Here is a 16,556-nt window from a genome sequence, read left to right as displayed (position 1 = left end):
GGCTGTTTTCCGTGCAAGTAAACAATATAAACAATGCGAGATTATTTTGTTTATTTTAAATATGACTTGGCGTCGGTCACTTTTGTCTCTTTATCCTGAGACAACGTGAAGTTAAAACCCGGCTGAATACTGAAGGCACCGTGCTCACCTTTCTTATTAACGGCCAGAAAACCGACCTGTATGTCTTTGAATTCCTGCTTGTTCACAATGCGTAAAGCCGCTTCTTCGCAGGCCTGCTGTGGCGTTCGTCCTTGTCGCATTAATTCCACAACTAAAAATGAACCGCAGGTACGCATCACCAACTCACCCAGTCCAGTAGCGCAGGCTCCCCCAATTTCATTATCGACGAACAGACCTGCCCCAATAATGGGTGAATCGCCTACACGGCCGTGCATTTTGTAGGCGAGTCCACTGGTGGTACACGCTCCCGAAATATCGCCTTTGCTATCAATGGCCAGCATGCCGATGGTGTCGTGCCGTTCAATGTTCGCAATGGGTTTATAATTGGCCGTTTTCAGCCATTCGCGCCATTCCTTCTCGGCTTTTTTCGTCAGTAGATTCTCTTTCTTAAACCCCTGGGCAAGGGCAAAACTGAGCGCCCCTTCGCCGGAAAGCATCACGTGGGGCGTTTTCTCCATGACGGCCCGTGCTACTGAAATCGGGTGCATGATATGTTCCAGAAACGTAACAGACCCTGCATTCCCCTTCTCGTCCATAATACAGGCATCGAGGGTAACATGGCCATCGCGATCGGGGCGGCCCCCGTACCCAACGCTCATATCTTCGGGGTCGGCTTCGGGTACCCGGACACCGGCTTCGACGGCCTCCAGGGCGCGCCCGCCCCGATCAAGCACAGCCTGAGCGGCTGCGTTGGCTTTGGGTTGTTTCCAGGTTGAAATAACCAGCGGGGATGGCCCAGCTGTGTGTATGGTAGAATTAGGAGAATCGGCAGTTGAAAGCGTCTTTGATGCGCCTATGTGCATTAGTTTTGAGTGGCTGAATGACAGCGAAGGAACAAGTCCGGCTAGTGAGCTAAGGGTTAGGAAACGACGTCGATTTACCATTGATATAGGGCTTACGGCTCAAATTAAAGGAATAAACGGCAGGCATTTACTACTTTTAAGCGATTTATTCGAAACGAAGGATGGCAGTTCCCGATAAACACATATTGCTTATGGATGGCCCCGATAGTAAGGGCTTGATTTATCACGTAACAGGCGTACTGTTCCGGCATGGTCTTAACATCATTCACAATGATGAATATGTAAGCCCGTCAGGACGGTTTTTTATGCGGACAGAGTTTGAGGCTGGGCCGATCCAGGCAGGAGGGGCAGCAGATGCGTTCGACAGTGCCGCTTTGCTGAATGAATTGCAAACTACGGTGCCCGGTTTTGACGAGCAAGTGGAAGGTGCTACCAAGTCGTCGGGGATTACGTTTCGCCTAAATCCCAAGCGCAAAAAGAACATTGTCGTCATGGTAACCAAGGAACATCACTGCCTGGGTGAGTTACTAATTCGCTATGCGTTCGATGAGCTGGATGCCAATATTCTGGCCGTTGTGAGCAACTATAATAGCCTGCAGCCGCTGGTTAGTAAGTTTGGGATACCATTCCATTATATCTCGCATGAAGATAGAACCAGGGAGGAGCACGAAGAAGCAATCTTGCGAACAATGGCCATTTATGAACCCGAATATGTGGTACTGGCTAAGTACATGCGTGTGCTGACCGCCGGGTTTGTCAATCATTTTCCAAACCGGATCATTAACATACATCACTCATTTCTACCGGCTTTCGTGGGGGCCAATCCCTACCGGCAAGCCTACGAACGGGGCGTTAAGATCATCGGGGCAACGGCTCACTTTGTCAATAATGACTTAGACGAAGGCCCAATTATTGCCCAGAATGTAAAAGAAGTGGACCACCGCCACACTGCAGCTGATATGGCGACAGAAGGGAAAGATGTCGAAAAGATTGTGTTGTCCCAGGCACTGAAATTAGTATTCAACGACCGTGTGTTTATATCAGGTAACCGGGCTATTGTCCTGTAATGCAGACAGGACCAGGGATGTCCGTGCGATCCGCGTTATGCTGCAAACCTAACCACTGCTCGGATTTTCGCTTCATTGGCTTCGACGTTTTCGTACTCGCCAGGCAACGATGATGCCATTGACACCGACGGTTGCCGAAATACCATGCCGCTATCTTCTTTCTGACTTCCACTTAAATGCAGGGCGTCAACGCCTGTGTCAATGAGTAATTGTGCATTTTGTTCATTCACGCCGGCCCCCGCCATAATTTCGATTCTGCCGGCCGCTGCTTCGCTGAGTTGACGAAGAACAGGTAAACCCCGTTCGGCCGTTTGCTGCTGACCAGAGGTAAGGATGCGGACGGCCCCCGCCCGAACAACGGCTTCGAGGGCTTCGAGCGGAGCTCGGGTCATATCGAAAGCCCGATGAAATGTAACGGGAAGCGGAGCGGCTAAATCGATAAGCTGGCGGGTCCGTTCTTCATCAACCGATCCATCGGGTTTCAACAGGCCAAACACCAGTCCGTCGGCTCCCAGCGCTTTGGCCAATTGGATATCGGCCTTCATAACGGCAAATTCAGTCTCCGAATAAAAAAAATCTCCCCCTCGTGGCCGAATCATCACATAGAAAGGAATTGTTACCTGTTGACGGACCAATTGAATAAGGCCCGCGCTGGGCGTAGTGCCCCCTTCGGCCAGGCCACCGCACAGTTCGATCCGACTAGCCCCGGCTCGTTGAGCAGCAAGGCACGAATTAAGCGAATAAGAGCACACTTCAATCTGCATGAAACAACTTAGGTAGAGGTAGAAGATAAATTTGGCAAATAGCCCTGGATTAATTACATTAGGACTTATTGGCGGACAGATAACGAAATTATGGTCAATGAAAAAGCAGGTTACATAGGCTTTTCTTTCGTGTTTGAAACGCCAATTAGTGCCTTTCTTTTACAGAAGAAAAACAATCATCTATTTTCCACGTTAATGGCCTAAATCCATTTAAAAGACCAAGCGCGAACATTTTTGCTAAAAAGAGCTTGGATATTAACGGTTTTTTTACTTTTGCACCCATTGAAAAAATAGTCATTCAAATATCGAACATACTATGTACTGGACACTCGAATTAGCATCCTATCTGGAAGATGCCCCCTGGCCTGCCACCAAAGACGAACTAATTGATTACTCGATTCGCTCTGGAGCTCCACTTGAAGTTGTTGAGAACCTTCAGGAACTTGAAGATGATGGGCAGCCTTACGAGAGCATCGAAGAGATCTGGCCGGATTATCCAACCAAAGATGACTTCTTCTTCAACGAAGACGAGTATTAGTCGTTCGGGCATCATCATAAAAAAGGCGTACTCCAGCTAACGGATACGCCTTTTTTATGTGTTTGCTGGTTATGAATAGCCAACCAATCACACATTAAGCCGGGGTCGATTTAGAGTTGGTTTCTGGTTTGGCAGTTTTTATTGGCCGGTCGTACTTTTTGGGTGCGTAGAGAAACCCAAAGGCTTCTGCTCCTTCCCGCGTATGTACTTTATGGTGAATGTAGTGCGCCCGCATAATGCGCTGCATGTATCGGCCGCTGGTGTCGACTTTCAGCTTCACGCGCCGGTGAACGATGACATCGTGGAAAATAAAATAGAATAAGCCATACAAGGTTACACCAGCCCCAATCCAAGTCAAAAAGCCTAATTCCGGTATGGCAACACCTGCCAGAAACATACCGATAGCGGTCAGGCTGAAAACGACCGCAAACAAATCGTTCACTTCAAAAAAACCGTTATGATGATTGTGGTGGTCGCGGTGCCAATTCCATAAAAAACCGTGCATAATGTACTTATGCGTAAACCACGCCACACCTTCCATAAACAGGAAAGTCCCCAGGACCAAAGCAACATTTACCAGCATTTTTGTGTTTCTTTAGTAGTACAGATAAGAAAATGACAGATACTTTTAGCGTTTTGCCAGTTCTGTCTTATTTGTCAGATTATCTACTTCGCTAACGGTTTGCGGCATCAAAAAGTTGACACCAGTAAACCCGGATTTTGTGGCAAAGTAGAGATACGAGCCAAATAATTGCAAGTTTGTGGAAAAGCCGTATCTTTATCGGGAGTCAGTTGTCAACCAGATGAACCCATCGGTTATGGACTATCAAGCACTCAAGAACCTGGTCAAACGGGGAGAGGGTAGCAATTTAGAGTTCAAGCTGAAAACAAATCATCCCGAAAAAATTATTCGGGGCGTGGTTGCCTTCGCTAATACAAACGGAGGCATCATGCTCATCGGCGTCGGAGACGACAAGAAAATTCCGGGATTGAAATATGCCGATGAGGACGAATACCTGCTCGTCCGGGCTATCAACAAATTCTGTTTTCCGCGCATTTCTTACACCATCGAACGGGTACAGCTTAACGACGAGCGCGAAGTGCTGGTTATTAGAGTGCCGCGCAGCCCGACTCGTCCGCACTACATCATTCCCGATCCGGCCGAACCCGACAATAAGAAAGCCTATGTGCGTGTGGGCGACAAGTCCGTTCAGGCCAGCCGCGAAGTGCGCGAGATCCTGAAAGGCGAACAGGCCGAGCGGGATATTCGCTTTCATTACGGTGAGAAAGAGCGCAAGCTGATGCAACACCTCGGCGAACACAATAGCATAACGGTCGATTTGTTTGCGTCTATTGCGGGTATCTCACGTCGGATCGCTTCCCGAACGCTGGTCTTGCTGGTGCTGGCGCACGTTCTCGACATTCATCCCAGCGATGTGATGGATAAATACACGACACGGGTGCTTCAATAAAGTTAACGGGTATCGTGCGGTATGTTTGGAGAATGGCTTACTTTGTTGGGTTCAGGAATGAAGCCCAATAAATCTTACGATAATGTCCTTACCCACGCCTGCCCACAAGCCGTTTGTGCCCGCAACGGAATCACCCGCCGAGTTTACCCTTAAAGCGATTATAACCGGTTCGGTATTTGGCGTTTTATTCGGGGCCGCTACCGTTTACCTCTCCTTAAAAGCAGGACTTTCTGTATCGGCCTCCATTCCTATTGCCGTGCTAGCCATCTCGCTGGGCCGCAGGTTCCTCAATACCACCATTCTCGAAAATAATATCATCCAAACCACCGGATCGGCGGGAGAGAGCATCGCATCGGGCGTTGTCTTTACAATGCCAGGTTTCCTGTTCCTGACCAACGGTACGGGTGCTGACTTTTTCAATTACTGGACAATTCTTACGCTCGCCATCCTGGGCGGACTGATTGGCACGCTGATGATGATCCCACTTCGACGGTCGCTGATTGTGCAGGAGCACGGCACGCTTCCCTATCCCGAAGGAACCGCCTGTGCATCGGTACTGATTGCGGGCGAGAAAGGGGGCGACTTTGCAAAAACGGCCTACCTGGGTTTGGGAGCAGCCTTGCTGTATGCTTTTCTACAAAAGGTGCTGCATATCATTGCCGAGGTGCCGATTTGGGCAACGAAACAGACCAACCGCTATTTTCCATCGGCTCAGGTGTCTGGCGAAATAACGCCCGAGTATCTGGGGGTGGGTTACATCATTGGCTTTCGTATATCGGCGGTGCTAGTTGGTGGCGGTATTCTGGCCTGGCTTGGCCTCATCCCGCTGCTGGCATCTGTCGTGCCGGGTGACACCATTGCGTTACAGCTACAAAAACTCGGTTATTTGACCAACCTTCAAACAGCCGGCGGACCCGGCGGCTGGAATCCCGCCACACATACGTTTACAGACACGGCCGCAGCCGTATATCGGGCTTATATTCGGCAAATTGGTGCCGGAGCGGTTACGGCCGGTGGGTTTATGACACTCATCAAAACGATTCCAACCATTATTTCCTCGTTTCGGCAAAGTTTCAGCCGGGCGTCTATCAATGCTATTGAAACCGAAGATGCATTGAGCGGTAAGAGTGCCATTGCCCGTACCGAGCAGGATTTGAATGTCCGAATTGTTATCATCGGTAGCATCGTGTTGGCAATATTGATGGTCGTATTGCCCCAAATTCCGGGTGATTCCATACTGACCAAGTTACTGATTGCCGTCCTGGTCATCGTTTTTGGGTTCTTTTTCGTCACCGTCGCCAGCCGAATTGTAGGGCTAATTGGGTCAAGTTCGTCGCCAGTGTCTGGAATGACCATTGCTACCATTATGGGAACCGCGCTTATCTTTATCGGCTTCGGACTAACGGGAAAAGCATTTGAACCGGCGGTGCTGGTTGTTGGCAGCATGATTTGTGTAGCGGCTGCCAACGCGGGAGCTACCTCGCAGGACCTCAAAACAGGTTATATCGTTGGTGCTACGCCGAAATACCAGCAAATGGCGTTGTTCATTGGTGTCATTGTCTCATCGCTAGTCGTTGGGGCAACGGTAAAAATTCTGGACACGCCCACACCCGATCTGCTGGCGCAGGGAATCACCCACGCCATCGGCTCCGACAAATTTCCGGCGCCACAGGGAACACTGATGGCTACCCTCATTAAAGGCTTATTGTCGTTCAACCTCGATTGGCAGTTTGTATTGGTTGGTGTGTTCATTGCTTTTGTATTCGAGTTATGTGGGGTTAGCGCGCTGGCCTTTGCGGTTGGGCTCTACTTACCGTTATCAACAACGTTGCCCATTTTTGCGGGTGGACTTGTGAAAGCCCTTGTTGACTGGAATGCCAAGCGAAAAGGCACAGTTGAGGAAGATGCTGATCTGGGAAAAGGAAGCCTGTTTGCAACCGGACTGGTTGCGGGTGGAGCACTGGCCGGGGTCGCGGTGGCTTTACTATCGGTTAACGAAGCAATATATAATGGGTTACAGGCGCTCACACTGGAGCCATTTCTGAGCAGAGCCCTGGGCGAGGGGGGCTACATGCTGCTGGGCGCATTGGCCTTTGCAGGTCTGGCTGTCCTATTGTGGCGCATAGCAGAAGGCAAGCAGGAGGTATAGGAACCACCGCTTAGTAAACTAAGTGGACTTTGTTGGTAGGAAGCGGAGAATTAGCGTTTATTGATACGTTATGATCGCCAGACCTAACTTTCATATCCATGCTCAACAACCTGTCCACTCTTTTTTATCGAATCTCATCCTGGAAAACGTTATTACTGGCCATTGGCCTCTTCGTACCTTTTCCAGCTTATTTCTTAAAAAATCTTGAAGCGAGCATTAACGCTCAGGCAGGCCAACCCATCGGGCCAATCGACCTGCTGGTTGGCTATAATCCGACCAGAATTAACCAAATGGTTGCCGAATATGGGCCGACTGGGCGGGCTATTTATACACAGGGCGAACTGACAATTGACGTTGCTTTCCCGTTTATCTACACATTCTTATTTTGCATTTTACTGACCTTGTTGTTCAGACATAGAACGTACACCTCTTTCCGGTTAGTCAATCTGCTACCCGTTAGTATATTGGTTTTCGATCTATTAGAGAACAGTTGTATTGTCTACCTGCTCAACAGTTACCCAGCGACCTCACGGGTTGTTACGGCCTTTTGTTCACTACTGACTAACCTGAAATGGACGGTGACGGCCATTATACTGGGGTTAATAGTATATGGGCTGGTAAAGTTGGCGATGCGTAGCGGACACCAAAAGCTGGAACGTAACTAGCCGTAACCGGTCAATGTAGCTGGCCTGCTTTCCGGATCAACTCTACCACTTTTTCGACAGGTAATTGCTCGACCCGATGACCCTGATCGCCGGTGAGTGTCTGGGCCGCAAACAACGAATTGATAATTGCCTCTTCGGTTGCTTCAATTACAGCCATAAATAGCGGGGAGACATTGTCATTACGCAGAACTTTCTGTTCATCGAACGAGCTGGTTGTCTCGTGCGGAATCTGGTAAGCGGTCGAAACGGCAATGACATAATCCCCGCTGCCGTTCGAGGCAATACCACCGGTTTGGGCCAGGCCCATAAACGCCCGTTTGGCCAGCCGTTTGAGGTTGCGGGCATCTAAGGGTGCATCGGTCAGCACGACCATCATGCACGAGCCATCCAGATTTTTCTTAAAGTCATAACGACCCAATGCCACACCAACCGGAACACCGGCAATTTGCAGAACGCCCCCAAAATTCGTTTGTACCAGTACTCCGACTGTGTAGCCACCCAACGATGCCGGTAATTTACGCGATGATGTACCGATGCCGCCTTTGAAGCCAAAGCAAACGGTACCCGTTCCGGCTCCAACGTTTCCTTCGGCAACAGCCCCCGCTTTTGCCTGCTTCAAGGCATCGAGCACATGTTGTTTCGTAACGTGGCGCCCACGAATGTCATTTAAAAAGCCGTCGTTGGTTTCGCCCACCACCGCGTTGACCGACCGGACCTGTTCGTTGCCTTTTTGCGCTAGCGTGTAGTCAATCAACGCATCTGCAGCGGTGGGCACACTGAGCGTGTTGGTCAGAATGATTGGCGTTTCGAGCGTCCCCAACTCCTCAACCTGGCTGTAGCCCATCAGTTTACCAAAGCCGTTCCCGATATAAATGGCCGCTGGATTTTTCTGTTGAAACTGGTTGCCGCTGTGGGGAAGTATGGCCGTAACGCCTGTGCGAATGGTTTGGTCCTGCCTGAGCGTTACCTGCCCGACAAGAACCCCCGGAACATCGGTAATCGCATTGAATGGACCTGTCGGTAGCACACCAAACCGGATGCCGTAGTCGCGGGGACGTTTGGGTGTCTGGGCCATTGCAGACTGAACAATAGTAAGCAGCGAAGTTGCCAACAGGCAATGAAGGTACGGGATCATCAGGAGCTTTTAGCGCTTTGTCAGGCTAATATACACGGCCACCTGCTATTTGCCCATCGCTCGTACTTAAGAATGCTCCTTCTAACGGTACTCGTCTGGTAGCATATATGCTGACCCGGATGAACGGATTATCTTATCGTTCGTAGAAAATGAGTCTATTCTGTAGCCGCGTTACTTGCTGCTGGAGGTCTTCCATCCGGTCCAGCAGATCGTTTACAACATCGAGGTCATCGGGGTGAATAGCCAGATCCTGGTGAAGCCGAACAAATTTTTCTAGGCGCGGAAGTTGCTCGGGCTGAATGTAAACAGCCTGCTCAATCGCTACGGTTTCGACAAGGCCCTGTTGTGCTAAAAATTGAATAAACGTGATTTCGACATGATTGTGTACGCAGAATTCACGAATGGGGATAAGGTGATTGGGCTGCATAGGAAGAAAGTTTGCGGTTTACGGTAGTTGCGGTTCCCCGCCGGGATTTTCGGTTGACGCGTCATCCACCGAAAATCCCGGCGAGGAACCGCAACTACCGTAAACCTATTTTTTACATACTGGCTAATTGCCGGAATAAGTCTTTCTGCTCATCGGTAAGGTTGGTTGGGAGTTTGACCTGCCATTGCACATAGAGATCGCCAAACGAACCGTCCTGTTTATAAACCGGAAATCCTTTGCCTTTCAGCCTGACTTTGCGGCCATTTTGGGTTTCGGGCGGAACGGTTAGCTTTACTTTCCCGTCCAGCGTTTCAATTACTTTTTCGCCACCCAGTAACGCCGTGTACAGATCAATCTCTTCATCGACGTATAAATCATTTCCTTTGCGCTTGAAGCGGCTATCGTCGGCGATAACAAAGGTGATGTATAAATCACCAGCAGGGCCACCGTTAACGCCCGGAGCCCCGTAGCCCGTCAACTTAATTTTCTGACCGTTTTCGATGCCTGCCGGCACGGTGATCCGAATGTTCTTTCCATCGACCGTCAGTGTTTGTTTATGCGTCGTGTAGGCATCTTTCAGGTTCAGATGCAGCTCTGCCTGATAATCCTGGCCGCGAAATTTAGCCTGTTGGCGGCTTCCTCGCGATCCTGCATCCTGGCCGAACATCGATGCAAAGAAGTCTGAGAAATCGGCCCCGCCGAAGCCGTCCGAGAAATCGTAGTCGCCGGTATCGCCCTGTGTATATTGCGGGCGTGAGCGCTGTTGCTGACGTTGCTGTTCGAACTGGTCGGCATGTTGCCAGTCTTTGCCGTACTGGTCATATTTCTTGCGCTTTTCGGGGTCGCTTAGTACCTCGTTTGCTTCGTTGATCTGCTGAAACTTTTTGTTAGCCTCCGCATCGTTGGGGTTCAGGTCGGGATGGTGTTTCCGGGCCAGCTTACGGTATGCTTTCTTTATATCTTCGTCTGAGGCCGTTTTCGGTAGGCCCAGAACGCTATAATAATCGATAAAGTCCATGTTATGTCGTGGCGGGTATGTATAGATGAATGATCGTTCGTAACTACCCCTGTAAACACATAATTAAGGAGGAAGGTTGTTGAAAAACCTGCAAATCCTACCCGTCAACGTTAGTCATGCGAAGCGAACGGGTGAATTTGCCCGGCTTGTGTTTCGTCAGAAGAACAAGCTGAACCTGACGAATCGGATGATTATTCCGAATGATACAAAACTGTTTGCACAGGCAGATACGGAGGCAAATGTGCTTTACTATCTGTCGTCAGATACCGAAAGCGAAAAGGTTTATGGAGCGTTAAGAACATTGAACGCAGGGCCAAAATTTGAGTTTCTAAACCTGAACGTGCCACCTTCTGAAGCGTTCGGCCTTCTTGATTTACGGTAAATATTCGTGTTTTACTTCTTTGCAAAAAGCCGTCTTGTGGTATCATGAGACGGCTTTCTTGCAAAAACCAGTTCCAACCTTACGTCCCCTTAATTCCATGAATCGACTTTTTTTTATCCTTGCTCTCTTCGTATCCTTAACAACGCAGGCCCAAACAACCAAAGGCTCTCTTTCCGATGTTGCCTTTATGGAAGGCCGCTGGCGAGGGACGTTTAATGGCGGCCCAATTGAAGCTTCCTGGATTGCGCCTGTGGGCGATAATCTCACTGGGTTTATGCGGATGATGAAAGATGACAAAGTTAGCATGTACGAAATGCTGATTTTTGAGCAGACCGAACAGGGGCCTGTGGTTCTGGTCAAACATTTTAAACCTGGTCTGATCGGCCAGGAAGAAAAGGATAAATCGGACCGCTACAAGTTTATCGAAGCTGGTAAGGAAAAGGCGCTGTTCGAGAAAGAGGACGGCTCCATTCGGATTATTTACGAGAAACGTGGGAAAGACCAGCTAGCTATCCAGCGTGGGCAGCAGAAAGACGGGAAGTGGACATTTGCTGATTTATTTGTCTTCAATCGCGTGAAATAAGTCGTGGTTGTTTCCGGGCCAATCTCTGGCTTAGCCCGGACAACAAGTAAATAATTGGCCCGGCCTCTCAAATTAACGAGAAGCCGGGTCGATCACTTTGGCTGACGTAATAGCCTTATTTACCGCTGCTTAATTTCGACGCTTTCGCTTCATTCAATTCTTTTAGTAATTCGGCCACTGCGGTATCCAGTTGTACATTTTTATCCGTAAAGCTCTCCCCAATTGGCCGCGACACGGCGATATCGACCGGGCGGGGTGCCAACTCCATATTTTTGCCCATATTATCCGTAATCTTTGAAAACGGTAACCGCAGGTTCGATCCATCTATAAGTTGGGCGGCTGAGGTGTAAATGATCCAGCCTGCCGTGGGTTCGCCTACGACTTTACCCACCTTAAGCGTCCGATAGCCTTCGGTAAAGTCTTCGGCATCGGATAGGGAATGCTGGTTTGTTACCAGAATCGTTGGCGTTTCCAATGCTCGCTGGCCCAGTTGCGTTCGGGCCGGAGCTGCCGGTAGGCCGCGTGATGTCATGGTCATGTAACCTTTGCGCGTAAACACATCCAGCGCATAGGCATTGACGAACCCGCCGTTGTTATTCCGAACATCGACCACGACACCTTCACGGGCGTGATTGTCGGCATCCAGGTCGAGACTCAGTTGCGCCAGCGATTCGGCCGACATGTCGTACATATGCACGTAGCCAAGTCGACCACCGCTGACTTTTTCAACGTACTGGCGTTGTTGCTGGACCCATTGTTTGTAAAGCAACCCTTTCTCGGTCGTTAAATTGACCGGGCGAACCGTCACTTCCTGCGGTGGCGCCGTGGGCGATGAGGCAATCATAAGCGATAGGCGACGGTTAATCTGGTTCTCCAGTAACTGGTCGAGATTTGTCGTGGCCGTAATTTTTGTGTCGTCAACGCCGAGCAAGTAATCGCCCGGTTTGATGGTTCCGGATAGGGCGGCCGGACTAAGGGCGATGACTTCGGTAATTTTTAGCTTACCGGTATTTTCATATTCGACCCGGTCGAAGCGTAGCCCAAGCCGCCCTGTGGTTGTTTGAATCGAACCCGCTGGGGCCGAAATGCCCGAGTGCGACGCATTCAGTTCTCCCAGCATGAGACTAATCAATCGACGCAACTCGTCGGGTGTTCGAGAACCCGCTGCCAATGGTTCATATTCCGCCCGGATCGCTTTCCAGTCGGCCCCATGGAATGTCGAATCGTAGAAACCCTTATGCTGAATGTCCCAGGCTTGTCGGAAAACCTGCACCTTTTCATCGCCGAAATCGACGTCCATTTCAGCCGTTACGGCCAGTGGTTTTGGCTCGCGCTTGTCCAGCGCAATCGACTGAATCCGACCTTGTTCCAGGTAAAAAATTTCTTTACCATCGGGCGAAAACTGTGCCCCATTTTTACTGCCCGCAGTTGAGGTTAATTGCCGGGCTACACTTTGATCGCGCCCTAATTCATCAAGAGAATACGTGTATAAATTCTGCTGACCCGCTACTGTGGCAATCAGGAGTAATGTTTTGCCATCTTTACTGATCGAATGCGCATCGACATCGACGCCCACCGGCAGAAGGCTCAACCGTTGCCGGATATCGTCAAAGACAATCTTTGTCGCGCCACCCCGGCCTGACTTAGCCGTGTCGCCAAGGGCGAGCGAGCTGGTGTCGCGGGTAGCTGTTTTGGCAACAGCGGGCGATGTGGGTGCTGGCTTCAGCGTTTTGGGTACTTCTTCGTTGAACAAATCCCGGAATTGATCTTCGCGGAATTTGGGTGAACGGGGCACCAGATCGATGCGGGCAATCTGGGCGGTTTCAGTGCGTTGAGTCGTACCAAACAGGATGTATTTTCCATCGGGGCTCCAACTTACATTGCCGCCAAAGGTATTGGCCAGGAAACTCACGGGCTTGCTTTCGCCACCAGCCGCTGGAATAATAGCGATGTTTCGAAAGGTCTTTGCGCCATAGGAGGCAAACGCGATCCATTTACCATCCGGCGACCAGGCAACCGAGCCGTTTGAGCCAAAAGGAGGCCTTCCGAGATACGCTTTTTTTAGCAAACGATCCTTTTTGGTCGCAATGTCCAGCACGCGCAGTTCCTGCCCATTCCGAACGTAGGCGAGTGATTTGCCATCGGGCGAAAATACCGGCGACCCATCATCCAGCGTGCCGTCCGTTAGGCGTGTCTCATCGCGGGTAGCAAAGTCATAACGGTAAAGGTGAGACACACCGTCGCGCGTTGAGGTGTAGACAAGGCTTCGGCTGTTGGGTGTCCAGACGGGTTGTGATTCATTGGCAGCACTATGACTAATGCGGGTTGCATCGCCACCGTCTTTAGCCGAAGCGGCAAACACCTCGCCATGCGCCACAAAAGCCACTTTTTTGCCATCGGGCGACAGGCTAAGTTCGCGAAACTGATTCGTTAGTTTCAGCCGTTCAACGGCCGGGCTTGCGGCTACGCCCCGAAGCCGAACGGCAATTGGGGCGGCCTGACGGCTGCCCATGTCGTATTTCCAGAGCTGAAAGTCGCGCTCAAACACAATGGCTTTGCCATCATACCCGATGGACGGCCACAAAACCCGCCCATTGGTAAATGTTGTAAGCATGGTAGGTTTGCCACCTAAGGGTTGAGTCCAGAGATTCTGCGCCTGTGACCGATCAGAGACGAAAAAGAGTGATTTGCCGTCCTGACTCCACATTGGCCAAAGCTCTTTCGCTCCGCCTTCGGTGAGCCGTTCATAAGCAGATCCGGCTTTTTTCGCGTCGGTATGATATAGCCAAAGTTCGGTTTCGTCGAGGTGGCTATGTCCTTTCCGCCACCATTGGTTGGACGCAATTCCCCGCGCCGAAAAAGCCAGCGTTTTACCATCTGGCGAGGGAGCACCATAAAATTCATTGGCGTATCGGTCGGCGGTAATGGCCATTGGCGTACCACCCGCCACCGAAACCCGGTAGATGTCGTTCATACCGGCAATATCCCGGCTGGTTGATTGAAAATAAATCATCTTTCCATCCCGCGACCAGGCATTGAGTACTTCGGCGCCATCATCGTAAGTAAGGCGCTTTATGGCGCCGGTTTCGAGTGTCAGCAGATACACATCACCGTTGCCAGTGCGAGACGAGACGAATGCCAGATACTTACCATCCGGCGAATAAAGTGGCCTGGATTCATTGTCGGGGTGAGAAACCAGCAGTCGGGCCTCTCCACCGGCGGTGGGAACCGTCCAGATATCGCCACCCGATACAAACGCGACTTCGGCTCCATCGGGAGAAAGGCTCGGCTCGGCAAAGGCGAATTTAGGCGTGGGTATGGCTGGTTGCGATTGCCCGGCTACAGGAAAAGCCATGGCAAAGAATAAGGCAAATCGTAGAAAGGTAAATGTAGTCGAGGTGAACATTGGAAAATGGATCAGTTGATTGATGAGTTGGGTAGTTAGACTTGGAAGGGGTGCTTCGTGAAAGGTTTTTATTCCGGATGCATTACACTATAAAAATACGGCTGTTATACGGAGTTGGCAAATTATATAAGGGTTTGCCAGGCTTTTGCTTCGCGTATGGGATCTGGCCAAACCACTTGGTTTTGCCGAACCGGAGGATGAGCTGGGCGGATTGATCAAGCCAAGTATCGACGAAATGCGGGAGATGCGCTACCAGAGCGACTCGGACTGTTTGATGGGTAGCAGCAAATTCGAGAAACAGTTTTCCCGGCTACCAGCTATAGAGAAGAAATTCGTCGGTGCAGGTATTTGAGGGCTGGTCGATGGGTTACTTCGTTAATTGACCCAGCCAAAACGAAAGCTGACAGATTCGTGTTGATACACCAAATTAGCCACTTGTTTGAACTCGTTTAGTCATGTCTGATTACACCATTCCCGCTCAAACGCGCATTGGTCATATTCACCTGAAAGTCGCCGACCTCGACCGGGCACTGGCATTTTACCGGGACCTGCTTGGTTTCTCGCTCGTCACCATGTATGGGAAGGAGGCCGCCTTTATTTCCGCTGGTGGCTACCATCATCATATTGGCCTGAATACCTGGTACAGCAAAGATGCCCCACCTGCGCCAACGCGGGCTGCCGGTCTGTTTCATACCGCCATTTTATACCCGACACGCCGTGATCTGGCAGTGGCCTTGAAGCGGCTCCTGGACGCGAACTACCCCATTACGGGTGCATCGGATCATGGCGTCTCGGAAGCCATTTACCTCAACGACCCGGACCGTAATGGCGTTGAACTGTATTGGGACCGACCCCGTGACGAGTGGCCACTGAAATCCGATGGGTCCATCGAGATGTTTACGCATCCATTGGATTTAGAAGGACTGCTTGGGGAAATAGACTAGCCGGACGATCCTTTCACTGCTTAATTCTGATAGCACTGATGGCGCAAGGCTCTAGCCTTGCGCCATCAGTGCTATCAGAATTACTACTTGACCAATTCCGCCGGTAACTGGCTAATGTTCCGAAGTTGAATGTTGCGGTAGAACACCTCAGCTCCTTCGGACTGAATCTGAAGTTTACCCTTTGTTAGTGGTTCTACCTGACCGTTGACAATATGCCTTGTTTTGGTCAGGACCAGGTTTACTTTACCATTCATGACGTGTACACAGGTATCACCGAAGCAGTATAACTCCAGCACATTCCATTGACCGGATGGTTTCTCGGCGTCCGGGTTTTTAAGGCATGACCGTCCAACCGGTGTTTTGTCCTGAAATTGTATGATAGAGGCACTTGGATCATACACGTAAGCACCTTTTTCAGTCTTACGGGCGGTAATGTCGGCCAGTACATTCATAACACCCCAGTAATCCCCGCAATCGCCCTCCTGCACTTGTAATTCGAAGGATTCCATCCACAACATGGGCGTTCCGTGCGGACCAACGCTGTGATACAACAACCCACTATCGCGGGGGCGATCGAGTTTGGGAGGCCATTTCTTCGTGCCCCATTTAAATTCCATACGGAGGTGATAGTTGCCATAGTCAGCCAGCGTGTTGATGCCGCCGAAGGTTTCGCCCGAGATTCGCAAGGCTGGTTTACCATCCACCGTAACGACCGAAAAAACGTGGTTTGGGTCGTTGTTCAGCCCGATTGAGGGCGTTTTGTCATTCTCGCCGTCTTTAGCGTAGGGCTTATCCAGATAGGTTTCCCAGCCGCTTAGGTCTTTTCCATTGAACAACGATTGCCATTTAGCCGACGATTGGGCCATGGCAGGTGTAACCATCAGCCAGCAGGCATAAACGGGTAGAAGACGTAATGTCATTGAGATAACGTTTAAGTAAGAGATTTTTCTGGACACGAGGGTATAGGTTTATTTACGTTCCGGGCTGATCACTAAGCATTCCAACTTTTAAGCGAACGTTGGG

At 50.3% G+C, this 16,556-nt stretch carries 17 protein-coding genes; 9 read left to right on the top strand and 8 right to left on the bottom strand.

The annotated features are described in order from the left end of the window. Positions 1-50: 50 nt before the first annotated feature. On the bottom strand, positions 51-1,064 hold the full coding sequence (locus SD10_RS25625) for an isoaspartyl peptidase/L-asparaginase family protein (RefSeq protein WP_046577941.1): 1,014 nt from the start codon (positions 1,062-1,064) through the stop codon (positions 51-53). A gap of 80 nt (positions 1,065-1,144) precedes the next feature. On the opposite strand from SD10_RS25625, the gene purU reads away from it, so the two are divergent. Beyond that, positions 1,145-2,050 carry a formyltetrahydrofolate deformylase gene (gene purU / locus SD10_RS25620; protein WP_082111691.1) on the top strand — a complete coding sequence of 302 codons (906 nt, stop codon included), beginning with the start codon at positions 1,145-1,147 and terminating at the stop codon, positions 2,048-2,050. Between the two features lie 35 nt (positions 2,051-2,085). Here the strand turns inward: purU and SD10_RS25615 are convergent, their stop codons facing one another. Continuing rightward, the gene (locus tag SD10_RS25615; protein ID WP_046577935.1) at positions 2,086-2,814 is read right to left on the bottom strand and encodes a copper homeostasis protein CutC; all 729 of its coding nucleotides are present in this window, start codon (positions 2,812-2,814) and stop codon (positions 2,086-2,088) included. A 316-nt stretch (positions 2,815-3,130) separates the two neighbouring features. Between SD10_RS25615 and SD10_RS25610 the strand changes: the two genes are divergently transcribed. Next, complete coding sequence (locus SD10_RS25610) at positions 3,131-3,352, top strand: DUF2795 domain-containing protein (RefSeq protein WP_009284883.1); 222 nt, start codon at positions 3,131-3,133, stop codon at positions 3,350-3,352. A 94-nt stretch (positions 3,353-3,446) separates the two neighbouring features. Here the strand turns inward: SD10_RS25610 and SD10_RS25605 are convergent, their stop codons facing one another. Next, positions 3,447-3,935, bottom strand: coding sequence for a sterol desaturase family protein (locus SD10_RS25605; protein WP_046577933.1), 489 nt, complete (start codon positions 3,933-3,935; stop codon positions 3,447-3,449). Positions 3,936-4,155: 220 nt separating this feature from the next. On the opposite strand from SD10_RS25605, the gene SD10_RS25600 reads away from it, so the two are divergent. The 3 genes from SD10_RS25600 to SD10_RS25590 all read left to right on the top strand — a co-directional run bounded on the left by SD10_RS25600 (position 4,156) and on the right by SD10_RS25590 (position 7,638). Beyond that, positions 4,156-4,824 carry an AlbA family DNA-binding domain-containing protein gene (locus tag SD10_RS25600; RefSeq protein ID WP_046577931.1) on the top strand — a complete coding sequence of 223 codons (669 nt, stop codon included), beginning with the start codon at positions 4,156-4,158 and terminating at the stop codon, positions 4,822-4,824. A gap of 82 nt (positions 4,825-4,906) precedes the next feature. After that, positions 4,907-6,973, top strand: a complete 2,067-nt coding sequence (locus SD10_RS25595; RefSeq protein ID WP_046577929.1) for an OPT family oligopeptide transporter — start codon at positions 4,907-4,909, stop codon at positions 6,971-6,973. 98 nt (positions 6,974-7,071) lie between these two features. Continuing rightward, the gene (locus SD10_RS25590; RefSeq protein ID WP_046577927.1) at positions 7,072-7,638 is read left to right on the top strand and encodes a hypothetical protein; all 567 of its coding nucleotides are present in this window, start codon (positions 7,072-7,074) and stop codon (positions 7,636-7,638) included. 10 nt (positions 7,639-7,648) lie between these two features. On the opposite strand, the gene SD10_RS25585 is transcribed toward SD10_RS25590, so the two are convergent. From SD10_RS25585 to SD10_RS25575, 3 genes are all read right to left on the bottom strand, one after another. Beyond that, entirely contained in the window at positions 7,649-8,773 is a 1,125-nt protein-coding gene (locus SD10_RS25585) for a DmpA family aminopeptidase (RefSeq protein ID WP_046577925.1), read from the bottom strand. Between the two features lie 133 nt (positions 8,774-8,906). Then, positions 8,907-9,200 (bottom strand): chaperone modulator CbpM, encoded by a 294-nt coding sequence (locus SD10_RS25580; RefSeq protein WP_046577923.1) that lies wholly within the window; start codon positions 9,198-9,200, stop codon positions 8,907-8,909. Positions 9,201-9,312: 112 nt separating this feature from the next. Beyond that, on the bottom strand, positions 9,313-10,218 hold the full coding sequence (locus SD10_RS25575; protein ID WP_046577921.1) for a DnaJ C-terminal domain-containing protein: 906 nt from the start codon (positions 10,216-10,218) through the stop codon (positions 9,313-9,315). A 79-nt stretch (positions 10,219-10,297) separates the two neighbouring features. Between SD10_RS25575 and SD10_RS25570 the strand changes: the two genes are divergently transcribed. Continuing rightward, entirely contained in the window at positions 10,298-10,600 is a 303-nt protein-coding gene (locus tag SD10_RS25570) for a hypothetical protein (RefSeq protein WP_179945476.1), read from the top strand. Positions 10,601-10,697: 97 nt separating this feature from the next. Beyond that, the gene (locus tag SD10_RS25565; RefSeq protein WP_046577918.1) at positions 10,698-11,183 is read left to right on the top strand and encodes a DUF6265 family protein; all 486 of its coding nucleotides are present in this window, start codon (positions 10,698-10,700) and stop codon (positions 11,181-11,183) included. A 115-nt stretch (positions 11,184-11,298) separates the two neighbouring features. Here the strand turns inward: SD10_RS25565 and SD10_RS25560 are convergent, their stop codons facing one another. Beyond that, entirely contained in the window at positions 11,299-14,589 is a 3,291-nt protein-coding gene (locus tag SD10_RS25560) for a S41 family peptidase (protein ID WP_082111690.1), read from the bottom strand. Between the two features lie 145 nt (positions 14,590-14,734). Between SD10_RS25560 and SD10_RS25555 the strand changes: the two genes are divergently transcribed. Beyond that, positions 14,735-14,941: a hypothetical protein gene (locus tag SD10_RS25555; protein ID WP_046577916.1), complete on the top strand. Its 207-nt coding sequence runs from the start codon at positions 14,735-14,737 to the stop codon at positions 14,939-14,941. A 103-nt stretch (positions 14,942-15,044) separates the two neighbouring features. Next, positions 15,045-15,533, top strand: a complete 489-nt coding sequence (locus SD10_RS25550; RefSeq protein WP_046577914.1) for a VOC family protein — start codon at positions 15,045-15,047, stop codon at positions 15,531-15,533. A gap of 83 nt (positions 15,534-15,616) precedes the next feature. On the opposite strand, the gene SD10_RS25545 is transcribed toward SD10_RS25550, so the two are convergent. Beyond that, positions 15,617-16,453 carry a 3-keto-disaccharide hydrolase gene (locus SD10_RS25545; protein WP_046577912.1) on the bottom strand — a complete coding sequence of 279 codons (837 nt, stop codon included), beginning with the start codon at positions 16,451-16,453 and terminating at the stop codon, positions 15,617-15,619. Between the last annotated feature and the right edge of the window lie 103 nt (positions 16,454-16,556).

It is taken from the genome of Spirosoma radiotolerans, from assembly GCF_000974425.1.
Lineage (GTDB): Bacteria > Bacteroidota > Bacteroidia > Cytophagales > Spirosomataceae > Spirosoma > Spirosoma radiotolerans.
The sequence above is the reverse complement of the archived record's forward strand: the minus strand, read 5'-3'. Positions and strand labels throughout refer to the sequence as shown.